The sequence below is a fragment of the Candidatus Pelagibacter sp. PS_31 genome, from assembly GCF_059417865.1.
In genome coordinates, this window is sequence record NZ_CM182069.1 from 83,924 (window position 1) to 96,003 (window position 12,080).

Annotated in this window: 14 protein-coding genes; 2 read left to right on the top strand and 12 right to left on the bottom strand. The window is 28.5% G+C overall.

Annotated features, from left to right (window positions below):
- Nucleotide 1 precedes the first annotated feature (1 nt).
- Genes trpB through AC5SLN_RS00495 form a run of 11 tightly spaced genes read right to left on the bottom strand, consistent with a single transcriptional unit; the run spans nucleotide 2 to nucleotide 9,479 of the window.
- Nucleotides 2-1,234 (bottom strand): tryptophan synthase subunit beta, encoded by a 1,233-nt coding sequence (gene trpB / locus AC5SLN_RS00445; protein WP_278386964.1) that lies wholly within the window; start codon nucleotides 1,232-1,234, stop codon nucleotides 2-4.
- Nucleotides 1,224-1,853, bottom strand: a complete 630-nt coding sequence (locus tag AC5SLN_RS00450; RefSeq protein WP_494593524.1) for a phosphoribosylanthranilate isomerase — start codon at nucleotides 1,851-1,853, stop codon at nucleotides 1,224-1,226. The genes trpB and AC5SLN_RS00450 overlap by 11 nt, the downstream gene beginning before the upstream one ends.
- Entirely contained in the window at nucleotides 1,850-2,542 is a 693-nt protein-coding gene (gene pyrF, locus AC5SLN_RS00455) for an orotidine-5'-phosphate decarboxylase (protein WP_494593525.1), read from the bottom strand. Before pyrF ends, AC5SLN_RS00450 begins: the two co-directional genes overlap by 4 nt.
- Entirely contained in the window at nucleotides 2,532-2,822 is a 291-nt protein-coding gene (locus AC5SLN_RS00460; protein WP_006997412.1) for an HU family DNA-binding protein, read from the bottom strand. The genes pyrF and AC5SLN_RS00460 overlap by 11 nt, the downstream gene beginning before the upstream one ends.
- Before the next feature lie 3 nt (nucleotides 2,823-2,825).
- Nucleotides 2,826-4,556 (bottom strand): S1 RNA-binding domain-containing protein, encoded by a 1,731-nt coding sequence (locus AC5SLN_RS00465; RefSeq protein WP_006997411.1) that lies wholly within the window; start codon nucleotides 4,554-4,556, stop codon nucleotides 2,826-2,828.
- On the bottom strand, nucleotides 4,556-5,209 hold the full coding sequence (locus AC5SLN_RS00470; protein ID WP_494591977.1) for a (d)CMP kinase: 654 nt from the start codon (nucleotides 5,207-5,209) through the stop codon (nucleotides 4,556-4,558). Before AC5SLN_RS00470 ends, AC5SLN_RS00465 begins: the two co-directional genes overlap by 1 nt.
- Nucleotides 5,206-6,570, bottom strand: a complete 1,365-nt coding sequence (gene aroA / locus AC5SLN_RS00475; RefSeq protein WP_494591979.1) for a 3-phosphoshikimate 1-carboxyvinyltransferase — start codon at nucleotides 6,568-6,570, stop codon at nucleotides 5,206-5,208. Before aroA ends, AC5SLN_RS00470 begins: the two co-directional genes overlap by 4 nt.
- On the bottom strand, nucleotides 6,536-7,312 hold the full coding sequence (locus AC5SLN_RS00480) for an ATP-binding cassette domain-containing protein (protein WP_494591981.1): 777 nt from the start codon (nucleotides 7,310-7,312) through the stop codon (nucleotides 6,536-6,538). The genes aroA and AC5SLN_RS00480 overlap by 35 nt, the downstream gene beginning before the upstream one ends.
- 1 nt (nucleotide 7,313) lies before the next feature.
- Nucleotides 7,314-7,895, bottom strand: a complete 582-nt coding sequence (gene lptC, locus AC5SLN_RS00485) for an LPS export ABC transporter periplasmic protein LptC (protein ID WP_494593527.1) — start codon at nucleotides 7,893-7,895, stop codon at nucleotides 7,314-7,316.
- A complete protein-coding gene (locus tag AC5SLN_RS00490; RefSeq protein WP_494593529.1) occupies nucleotides 7,896-8,867 on the bottom strand; it encodes a KpsF/GutQ family sugar-phosphate isomerase in 972 nt (323 codons plus the stop codon).
- Nucleotides 8,868-9,479, bottom strand: a complete 612-nt coding sequence (locus AC5SLN_RS00495; RefSeq protein ID WP_494593531.1) for a ribonuclease D — start codon at nucleotides 9,477-9,479, stop codon at nucleotides 8,868-8,870. It abuts the gene before it with no gap.
- 16 nt (nucleotides 9,480-9,495) lie between these two features.
- Between AC5SLN_RS00495 and AC5SLN_RS00500 the strand changes: the two genes are divergently transcribed.
- Nucleotides 9,496-10,464 carry a complex I NDUFA9 subunit family protein gene (locus AC5SLN_RS00500; RefSeq protein WP_271766186.1) on the top strand — a complete coding sequence of 323 codons (969 nt, stop codon included), beginning with the start codon at nucleotides 9,496-9,498 and terminating at the stop codon, nucleotides 10,462-10,464.
- Between the two features lie 176 nt (nucleotides 10,465-10,640).
- Here AC5SLN_RS00500 and AC5SLN_RS00505 read toward each other — a convergent pair whose 3' ends face one another.
- Complete coding sequence (locus tag AC5SLN_RS00505; RefSeq protein WP_494593533.1) at nucleotides 10,641-11,141, bottom strand: GcrA family cell cycle regulator; 501 nt, start codon at nucleotides 11,139-11,141, stop codon at nucleotides 10,641-10,643.
- A gap of 123 nt (nucleotides 11,142-11,264) precedes the next feature.
- On the opposite strand from AC5SLN_RS00505, the gene AC5SLN_RS00510 reads away from it, so the two are divergent.
- Complete coding sequence (locus AC5SLN_RS00510; protein ID WP_006997402.1) at nucleotides 11,265-12,077, top strand: ABC transporter permease; 813 nt, start codon at nucleotides 11,265-11,267, stop codon at nucleotides 12,075-12,077.
- Nucleotides 12,078-12,080: the final 3 nt, after the last annotated feature.

The window sequence follows — 12,080 nt, forward strand, 5'->3', positions numbered from 1 at the left end:
CTTAGTTAATTTTTCCCAATCTTTCTTTTAAAATATCACGATCCTTTTTGGCATCACCACAAGAATTAACAATAATGATAGTATCTTTGTTTAATTTTGGAGCAATTTTTATAGCTTCAGCAAAAGCATGACTAGGTTCAAGACTTGGGTTTATTTTTTCAAGTTTTGTAACTAGTTTGTATGCATTTAAAGCCGCCTCATCAGTTGCAGATGTATATCTTGCTCTTTTAGTATCTTTTAAGAAGCAGTGAATAGGGGATACCCCAGGATAATCTAATCCAGCAGAAATAGAAGCGGTATCGTTAATTTGTCCTTCACTATTTTGACAAACATAAGCTGCAGCTCCATGCAATATTCCGAGTTTAGCTCCATTAGTTAGAGGTGCTGCATGTAGTTTTGAGCTTTTTGGTCCACCAGCCTCAACACCAATTAATTCAATTTGTTTTTTGTCATAATCAATAAACTCACTCCAAAACCCATAAGCTGAACTTCCACCTCCAACACAATTAATGAGTTTAATTTTTTTAGGCATCTTTTTAAATTCTGATTGAATTTGAACTTTTAATTCTCTTGAAATTTGAGCTGTACTCCAGCCACAAATTTTAACAAATATATTAGGGCCTACTGTTGATCCAACACACATATGGGTGTTATCGCAATTTGAAACCCAATAACGCATACATTCACTAACAGCATCTACTAATGTTTGGCTTCCTGAATAAACGGGTACAACTTCTGCACCATTCTTTTTCATCGCATCTACATTAGGTTTTTGTCTTTTAATATCCTTTGCACCCATGAATATTTTGCATTTAAGGCCAAATTTTTTAGCAGCCATACTCAGCATCTTTCCAGCATAACCTGCACCCGTATCACCAACGACATATTTTTTCCCTGCTTTTTTAGCAATAAGGCAATGAACTGTTGCATTATAAATCTTATGAGCTCCTCCGTTCGCCTCTGACACCATTTTGGCATATATTTGAGCTCCACTTAAGTGATCTGATAGGTTTTGAAGTTTAACAAATGAAGTAGGAGAGCCTATATAATTCTTAAAATAATAGTCTCTCTCTTTAAGAAATTTCTTATCGTATCTAAGTTTTTCAAAAAGTTCAGTTAAATCCTCAATAGGCTTTTTTAAAGTTTCAGGTATAAAATTACCACCAAATTTACCACCCCAAAATCCATTTTTGTTGTGCTGATCGATTAAAGGAATTTTTTTTTTAAGTTTCATTGTTAATTAATTTAATTTTGTTTAAAAAAATATTTATTTTTGAAATATCTTTTAATCCAGATGTTTCTAGACCTCCAGAAATATCTATAATGTCTGCTATTTCTTTATAATTTTCAAGGTTATCTTTAATTTGAATATTCCCAGCAAGCATCAATTCTTTATTAATTTTAATATTTTTAATTAATTGATGATCAAAAGACATGCTTTTTTCATAACCTTTACTGTCGAATAATATTATATCTGCAAGTTCATTATATTCTAAATATTTAGCTGTATCATTTTGATCTTTTACAGTTATTGCAACAATAATTTTTTTATTATATTTTTCTTTAACTGATTTAACTTCAGTAGGTGTACAATCATAAAGTTGATAATAATCGAATGGTAAATCCTTTATTTTTTCTAATATATCTTCATTAGGTTTAACTAATACAGCAACATATTCTGATTTTTTTTTATCAACTTTTAATAGCTTTTTAAGCTTGTCGTGTTCAACAAATCTTTTTGATTTAGGCCAATTACAAATAAACCCTATCATTTTAGGTGGGTTAGGATGGGAGGTTAAAAATTCTAAAGTTTTAGAGTCAGAGATCCCACAAATCTTGCAGGGTTGGATCATTGATTTAAGTGATTAAGTAATCTTTTAATGTTGTTTTTGATATTGCCCTTTACTAATGATCTTCCCATTACAATACCAGAAACTTTATTTTTAAAAGCATCATTAGGAGTCATTACTCTAGATTGATCATTTGCATCATCTCCAGGTAGCCTTATTCCTGGCGTAACAATAAATAAATTTTTGTATTTTTTCCTAACTATTTTTGCTTCTTGTGCAGAACACACAATTCCAGCTGCACCTGATTTTTTTATAAGACTAGCTTGTTTTAATACTAACTGTTCTACGGTCTTGGTATGACCAATTTCTTCAAGAGATTTTTTGTTAAGGCTTGTTAAAATTGTAACTCCTATTACTTTTAAATTTTTGTTAATTGATTTAGCTTTTTTTGTAATAGCTTTAAGCATTTCAAGGCCACCGCTTACATGAACTGTAATATATTTACATTTCTTCAAATCTTTTAAACTATCCATTGCAGATAAAGCAGTTTGTGGAATATCATTTATTTTTAAATCTAAGAAATAATCTCTCTTAAAATTTTGAAGAAAGGCTCTCCCACTTTTTGAATAAAAGAACTGTAAGCCAAATTTTGGAATTATTTGAAGTTTATTAGTTTTCGTATCGCTAATTATTTTTTTTATTTCTTTTAAGCTTGATGTATCACAAGCAACAAAGATATTTTTATTCATCATTGTTTAATTTTTTAAACATTTCCTTAGACATTTTAAAGTGAATTGTTTTTTTTTCAGGCGTATTCACTTTCTCTCCCGTTTTAGGATTTCTTGATATTCTTGCTTTTTGAATATTAGTAGAGAACATTCCAAAACCTCTTAATTCAACACGATCTCCTCGTTTAAGGGCCTGCTTTATTTCAGTAAGAATAATATCAGTAAACTTTTCTAGGTCTTTTTTTAAAAAATTTGGGTAGTTATTAGCGAGTTGTTTTAGAAGCTTTGATTTTACAATAGCCAATTTTTATTCGTCTTCTTTTTTCTTTTTCTCTAAATCATCAGATAATGATGAGAAAGGTAAGTTTTTACCACTTGCTTCAGAACCATAAGTATCTAGTGCAACTTTACGCTCAATTTCTTCTAAAAGTTTAATACTTAATGTTGCTTTTCTTTTATCTATATCTAACTCTTGAATAGCACAGTCAATTCTTTCTCCACCTGTAAATCTAGCAGGTCTTGCATCAGCAGCATTAATAGCTATTGCAGATTTTTTAATAATGAAGTCCATTTCGCAGCCCTCAGGTCTTACAACAAGACCTTTGTTGTCAGTTGAAATAATCTTAACAGTGATAGTTTGTTTAACCTTTTTATCATTAAACCAATCAAAAGGGTCTGGTTGAGTTTGACGTAAACCAACTCTAACTTTTTGCTCTGCTGCTTTTACTTCTAACACTTTAACTTTTAATTTATCGCCAATTTTATATTTAGCTAATTCTTCTTCACCATTATTTAGGTAAGTTAAATCATTACAATGCAAGAAAGCATCAATATCTAAGCCATCAACTTTTAAGAAAATAGAATATTCATTTTTACTTGCAACTTCACCTTCAACCTCAGATCCAATTGGGTAGGTTTTTTCAAATGTTTCAAAAGGGTTATCAGTTGTTAAACGGTGAGATATTGCCACTCTTCTTTTTTCTTTATCAATTTCAGTGATTACACAATCAATTTCATCTCCAACTTTAAACATTTTTTTTGCAGAAATATTTTTTTTAGTCCAACTTAATTCACTTGAGTGCAATAAAGTTGATAGTCCTTTTTCAAGCTCACAAAAAGCTCCAAAGTCCATAAGCTTAACGACTTTTACTTTATAGATTTTGTTTAGTTCGTAATTTGAAATGTTTTCAAAAGGGTCTGGTGTAAGCTGTTTTACTGAACAACCAACCTGAAGTTTTTCAAGATCAACGCTGATTACTTTAAGGTCATGTTTCTCACCGATTGTAAAAACTTCATCAGGGTGATTAACTCTTGAATAAGAAATTTCTTGTAAGTGAACTAAAACATCAAGCTCACCATTAACACTAAAAAAACAACCAAATGAACTATAGCCTTTTACTTCAGCACCTTTAATTATATCTCCAACTTTGAATTTTTCGACAATTTTAATTTTATCTTCTTTTTTAAATGAAGAGATTATTTCTCTTCTAGAAACACATGCGTTCCCTCTAACTTTATCTAATTTTATTAGAGCAAATTTTTGAGGCTCATTCATTAAATGACTAATGTCTTTTAATGGTTTATCTGAAATTTGAGATCCAGGTAAAAACATTAAAGAACCAGTATCGATGTGTTCAACTATACATCCACCTTTAACACGTCCAGTAATTTTACCCATGATAGGTTCATTTTTTTCATACGCTTCAACAAGTTTGTCCCAACCTTGAATTTTTTGAGCTTTTGAAGCTGATACTAGTACTTCACCTTTTTTATCTTCTAACCTTTCAAGAAGAACAGAAATTTTTTCACCCACTTTTGCTTTATCAAGCATACCCATGCTTTTTAATTCATTAATATCCAAGATAGGCTCTGATTTTAAACCAGGTACTTCAAGAAATACAAAGTTATCAGTAACTTTGTTTACTACACCAGTAATAATTTTTCCTTCTTCAAGATTTGCTGTTTTAGTAAACTGTGAATTTAGTAATTGTTCGAATTCTTTAGAGGCAGGGTTTGAAAGGTCTTTATAAATTTCCATTAAGCTTTTAGTTTCCTATCCATAATTTGTTTAATTTTTAAAAAGCATGATCTTTTAGTTAAATTCGTGGTATTAATCAAGACCGAATCTCGAGTTCTGATAAGAGGTGAAACTTTTCTATTATAGTCACTTTTGTCACGGTTTTTGATACTTTTTAGGACTTCATTAAAAGATATTTTCTTATTTAGTCCTTTTAACTCTTTATACCTTCTTAAAGCTCTAGTCTTAGTATTTGCTGTTATAAAAAATTTAAAATCAGCATCAGGAATTATCTTATAAGTTATGTCTCTTCCATCTAAACAAGATCCATTATACTTTTTGGGAGGATGATAAGCGCTTTTAATTTGAAATGCATGAACAAGTTTTCTAATTTTTTTATCTTTTGATATAATTGATGCCATTGTTCCAACTTCATCCGATAATAATTTTTTATTTTGCAAATCTTTCATAGTTAATTTGAGCATCTTTTTTTTTATTAAACTATGACTATACTTATTTGGTTGAGTAAGTTTAATATTTGCAATTAATCTATAAATTTTTCCAGTATCTAAATAAAATAAGTTAAAATGTTTAGAAATTAATTTTGCTTGAGTGCCAGCACCAGCAGCAGCAGGTGAGTCTATAGCGATTTTAATTTTTTTTTTAAGCTTCATAATGATGAATGATTTATATTTTTAATTATCTTCAAAAAAGATGGAAAGGAAGTGTTTATAGAATCTTTATTGTAGATTTTCCATTTTCCACCAAAGGTTAAAGCAGCAATTGTACTCATCATAAAAACTCTATGATCCTTTAGATAGTTTTTAACAGTTATTGGTTTTTTTATTTCTAAATCAGGTTGTCCATAAATCTTAATAGAATCATTTGTTAAATCTGTTTTTATACCCATCATATTTAAAATTTTAGAACCCCAAATTAATCTTGGACTTTCTTTTTGGTTTAATTCTGAAAGGTCTTTAAAATAAGAAACACCTTTTGCTTTTGCTGCAATTAAAAAAATAACCAAAAATTCATCAATGGCACTACTATTTAATTCTATTGGGCAATTAATAGCTTTAAGTTTTTTTGAACTTTTTGTTAAAATATCAGAAATTTTCTCTCCTCTATAATTTTTTTGGTTTTTAAGTATTATTTTGGCTCCCATTTTTTTTAAGATTGTAATAACTCCCACTCTAGAAGGATTAATATTTACATTCTTAATTAAAAGTTTTGAATTATCAGCAAGCGTTGTTAGTACCATAAAAAAAGCACTGGAACTTATGTCTCCTGGAATTTGATAATTGAAGGCACTAATTTTTTTTGGTTTTTTAATATCTATAAAATCAAATTTTTTAGCTTTTCTTACTTTGATTGGAATTTTTAAATATTTAAAAAGTAACTCTGTGTGATTCCTTGACTTTTTTGCTTTAATAGAAGTTGTTCCTGATGCATTTAGTGCTGCAAACATTACGCTACTTTTGCATTGAGCTGAACCTTTGTTCTCTAAATATTTAATACCTTTTGCTGATTGTGTGCCAAGAATTGTTAAAGGCAGTTTATTCTTTATTTTATAAGAAAATTTAACCCCAAATTTTCTTAGAGGTGTGGTCACTCTTGAAAAATCTCTTTTAGATAAACTTTTGTCACCAATTATTTTTATTTTTTTAGGAGATTTAATTAAAAGACCTAAAATTAATCTACCAAGTGTCCCGGAATTTTTAGCATCTATTGTTAAGTTTTTATTGTATTTAAAGCCATTAATTCCATTACCGACTATTTCGCAGTAATTTTTTTGTATCCGCACTTTTATGCCAAGTTTTTTGATGCTATCAATTGCAGCTAATACATCTTCTGACATTAAAAGGTTGTAACCTTTTGATTTTCCAATTGCTTGGGAGGCTAAAAGGACCCACCTTATACTTAAACTTTTATCACCACTAACTTCTATTTCTTTTTTGAATGAATTAATTTTTTTTTTAATTACAAGTATTTTTGCCATTTTAATTAAATTTAAAGGCGTTGCCAAAATAGGCATTTTTTGCTTCAATATTATTAACTAAATCGCTGGGTGAGCCGTGAGCCACAATTTTACAATTGGACAAAATCAAAGCAATATCTACACAGGACAGTAAATCTCTTGCTTGATGATCACAGATACAGATTGTTATATTGTTTTCTGTTTGTAAGTTAACTATAATTTCTTGGAGCATTTTAATTGTAAGAACATCTAATGCTGCAAAACATTCATCAAGCAATAAAATTTCGGGATCACTTAATAAAGCTAATGCAATCACTAGTTTTTTTTTTTGACCACCAGACAAATATTTTGCTTTAGTGTCTCTAATGGCATCAAGCTCAAATTTAGCAATTAATTGATCAATTTTATTTTTAATCAATTCTTTTTTTAATATTACTATTTCAGCAATTGCTTTTAAATTTTCTAATAATGTAAGATCACCAAAATATCCTCCATACTGAGGAACATAGCCAATCTTAAATTTTGTAGTCCTTAAATATATTGGGTAGTCATTAACAACAGTACCTTTAAAATTAATTTTGCCATAGTCTGGCTTAATTAAACCTGTAATTAAATTAAAAATAGTTGATTTTCCAACTCCATTAGGTCCCAACATTCCAAGAATTTGTCCATGATTTATTTTGAAGCTCACGTTATCTAAAATTTTTCTATTTCCAAATGATAAAGATATATTATCCAGTGATATTATAGGATGGGGATTTTTAAATGATTTAATTCTAAATTTTTTTATAAGAGCCATATTAATTTATTCCCTCAATTATAACTTTTTTAGACTGATCAAGCATAAAAATTTTAGTATCGTTATTTGTAAGATTCACTTCCATTTTATCAGCAATCATTTTTGTCTTACTACCAACATAAACAATATTAGTTGAGAAAATACCAATATTATTTACAAAAGAAAAATCTAATAACTCACCTGTTATTTTATGCTCAGGATAAGTTGCTGTAACATTTTTTGAAAAAATAGTGTCATAATTTTTTGAATTATATTTAGCAAAATCTGAAGTTACTTTAATTGTGCTAGAGTTTTTAAGGGTTATAAAAGCAGCTACATTTTCTAAAAACATTATATCAGGTTCATTTATTTTAATTTCTGTTCTATCAGCCATAATTTCATATTTGTTTTCACCAATTTTAGAAATGTAAATAATATTTTCTATATAATTACTGGTTTCGTCTTTAATGTTTTCAGTTTTTAAGGTTTTCATTTTAGTTGCCAAATCTTCAGAGTCTTTAGTAAAATAATTTAAATACACAGCTGATGAGATTAAAATTATTATTAAAACTATTATTAACTGAATTAAACTTTTTTGACTCATCTAATTGATGTTAGTCTCTAATATTTTATGAATATGTAGTATTCCAACAGTTCTTTTTAAGTTTTTTTTGCTGTGAACACATAAAGAGGTGACTTTTTTGCTGTTCATGATTGATAAAGCTTTTTCTACTAGGGTATCTTTATCAATACTGATGGGGTTTAAAGTCATGACTTCTTTCACAGTTAAACTCTGTAGATTGTCATTTACCTCATTAAATCTTCTAATTTGACCATCTGTAATAACTCCTGTTGTAATCCCTTTGTTATTCTTAACCACCAATATTCCAAGTTTTTTATTAGATATTATTTGTAAAGCTTTTTTCATTATTAAATTACCATTTACAAAAGGAATTTTATTTCCAGTTATCATTATTTCCTCTACTGTTCTTAGTTTGGCCCCAAGATTTCCTGATGGATGAAATTTTTTAAAATCTTTTTTGCTAATTTTTTTTTGATTTAGAGTTGATATTGCTAATGCATCACCAATACTTAATTGATTTATAGTGCTTGAAGTTGGAACAATACCAAGTCCTGCCTCAGTTACCTCTGGTATAAGTAACTTAATGTCTGATGCTTTATATAGTATTGAGTCTTTTTTAGACATTATGCCTATTAAAGTAATTTTATTTCTGTTGGCATATTTTATTATATTCTTTAATTCTTCTGTAGATCCTGAATAACTTAATAAAATTAAAATATCTTTTTTTGAAATGCTACCAAGATCACCATGAGAACAGTCGTTTGCAGATAGTGAAAACGAAGGTGTTCCAACAGAAGAAAGTGTTGCTGAAATTTTTGCTGCTATTAATCCACTTTTGCCAACACCACATAGTATTACTTTAGATTGACATTTTGATATTGCGTCAACAGCGTCATTAAATGAATTATTAATTGAATTTTTTAATTTTTTTAGAGCTTTGATTTCAAGATCAATTACACTCTTTGCAATTTTTTTATAATTTCTTTTTTTCATTTAATGAGACCATATATCGTCTTTAAATAAAGCCAAATCAAGATCAACTCTAGTTTTTAAAAATGCTAGACAGCTCTTATATAAATCAATTCGCTTTTCTCTTACTAGAATTTTATTTAATTCTTCATGAATTTTATGCAAATAAATAACATCATTAGCACAATATTTTAATTGTGCTGGAGATAGCTCTCCTCCAAAATCTGAACTTTGAAATTGTTTACTTACATCTACGTTCATAAATTCTTTAATTAATGTTTTTAGGGAGTGACTATCAGAATAGGATCTAGCTAATTTTGAAGCTATTTTTGTATCTAAAATATTATTAGTTTCTGTTTTCAGGTAATGCTTAATGTGAGCCATGTCCGCCCTACCATAGTGAAATATTTTGGTGATTGATTCGTCAGAAAGAACTTTATTTAAGTTTGGAGTATCATATTTTTCCCTATCAAGCTGGATGATATGAGCATCAGAATTACCAGTTGATATTTGAATAAGACATAAAGGATCACGTTTAACATTGAGACCCATAAACTCTCCATCAACCGCTATAATATTGCCTAAATCTAAATCTTCTGGTAGATCATTCTTGTGAAGTTTAATATCAATATTCATTTTTAATTATATATATATGAAAGCAAAAAATTGTCTAATTTTTGGCGGTAGTGGTCAAATAGGTCGTCATTTAATAAGAAAGCTTACTAAAAATAATTATAAAGTAACTGTGGTTACTAGAAACCTTCATCAAAAAGGATATGCAATAAAAACTCAAGCTAATGCAGGTTACATAGACATTGTTGAAGCTAATATCTTTGATGAAAAAAAAATTAGAAAGCTTTTCTCCCAAACTGATATTTGTATAAATTTAATTGGTATTTTATATGAAAGTGGCAAGGGCAATACTTTTAAAAATATTCACTCTATTTTTCCATCTATTTTATCTAAACTTTGTAAAGAATATAAAGTTCAGCAATTTATTCATTTGTCAGCATTAGGGATAAATAATGCACCAGACTCAGAGTATGCAAAAAGTAAATTAGATGGTGAACTCAATATTCAAAAAAATTTTCCTTTAGCAACAATATTAAGGCCTTCTGTAGTTTATTCAGTTGATGATAATTTTACTACGTCTTTTATGACTTTACTCAGTAGACTTCCATTTTTCCCTCTTTATTATAATGGATCAACTAAATTTGCTCCAATACATTGTTCGGATTTAACTGATACCATTTATCATGTTGTCTCTAAAAATATTTACTCGAAAATTATAGAGTGTGTTGGGCCTGACATCTTATCCTTAAAAGAAATTTTAAAAAAATTATTACATTTAATAGATAAAAAAAGATTATTAGTACCATTACCTCTTTTTGTAGCAACTATGTCTGCTAAATTTTTTCAATTATTTCCAAAACCACTTCTAACAATAGATCAGCTTACGCTTTTAAAATATGACAATGTTCCTTCAGGTAAATATCAAACTAATGCTGATATTGGGGTTCCAAGTACAAGAGTATTTGATAATGAAGTAGAAAAATATAGCTATATGTGGAGAGAAGGTGGGCAATTTTCTACAAAAAAATATAACCCTGCTAATTCTTAATAGAATTTCCTATACTAAAATTGTATGATTATTTATGATAATTAATATTATTTATTTTTTAATATTCTCAATTTTCTCTTACCTAATTTATCTAATTATAAAATCTCTGATTAGAGGGTTTAATGGAAAGAATGAGAAATAAAAATTAAGATTAATTAAATTAAATTAAAAAATTATTAAGCAGTGTTAATTTTTTTATCAATATACTGAGGTGTCTCTTCATCTTTATCAGCTACAGCCTCTTCTTTTCTTCCTTTTGGCTGATAGGCATATAGTAAATGAAGTTTGCAATATGAAAAATCTTTTAAAGACGATCGTCCACAAAAATAAAATGATTGTTCTTCAGGATGACCTATGGGCCATTTACAAGAGCTCTCATCTAGTTCCTCTAATTTCTTAGGATTTTCTGGTTCAAAGTCTTTTTCAATAATTAAGGATTGAAACTTACTTTTTCGGCCTCTTTTTTGCTTAGAAGAATTTTCTTCTGAACTATTATCAAAATTTTGGCTTGAAGATGCATTTCTAGTTTTAATTTTTGATGATAAATTTAATCTATGAGCTTTACCAATTACTGCATTTCTACTAATACCACCGATTATTTCAGCTATTTGGCTTGCAGTGCTTCCTTTGCCCCAAAGTTCTTTTAACTTTTCTACTTTTTCTTCGTTCCAGCTCATATTCTATATTTAGTATGTTAATTAAATTTTATAACTATATACAGATCACACAAGATTAAAAAAAAGACAATGGATTTTTCTGTTTTATACACATCTTTTTTTAAAATTTATATATGATTACTTATGGTTGAATTGGATAAAAAATATCATATCGGAGTTAAAAAGTTTGGCTTTGTAAATTGGATTGGCTTTAAAAGCCTATGGCTTAAAGAGTGTAACAGGTTCATGGCAGTTTGGCAGCAAACTTTGCTTTCTCCACTTGTTTCAAGTTTACTATTTTTATCAGTTTTGTCCCTAGCTTTAGGCAATAATAGAGGAGATGTGCTTGGCTATTCTTTTATAAATTTTTTAGCTCCTGGTTTAATTGCGATGAGCATCTTAACACAATCATTTAGTCACTCTGTTTCTTCACTAATGATAGGAAAAATTCAAGGAAATATTGTTGACATGCTCTATGCACCATTATCAGCCCTTGAAGTGTCGATGGCAATAATATTGGCTGCCTTAACAAGAAGTTTTTTAATAGCTATAATTTCAATAGCGGTCTTTTCATTAATAGTTGATATCACAATTTATAATATTTTTTATATTTTTGTATTTGGTTTTTTAAGTGCATTTATTCTTGGAAGTCTTGGTTTTATAACTGGCCTTTGGGCTGAAAAATTTGATCATACAGCAACTGTAACAAATTTTATAATAACTCCATTAAGTTTTTTATCAGGTGTATTTTATTCTATAGATAAACTGCCAGAATTATTTCAAAATATTAGTCACATAAATCCATTCTTTTATATGATCGATGGGTTTAGATATGGCTTCTTAGGAAAATCAGATGGACCAATAACAATAGGCCTAATCTATCTAACCATATTAAGTATTGTTATGTGGTATGTTGCTTTTCTTCTTTACAAAAAAGGTTATAAAATTAAATCTTAGTTA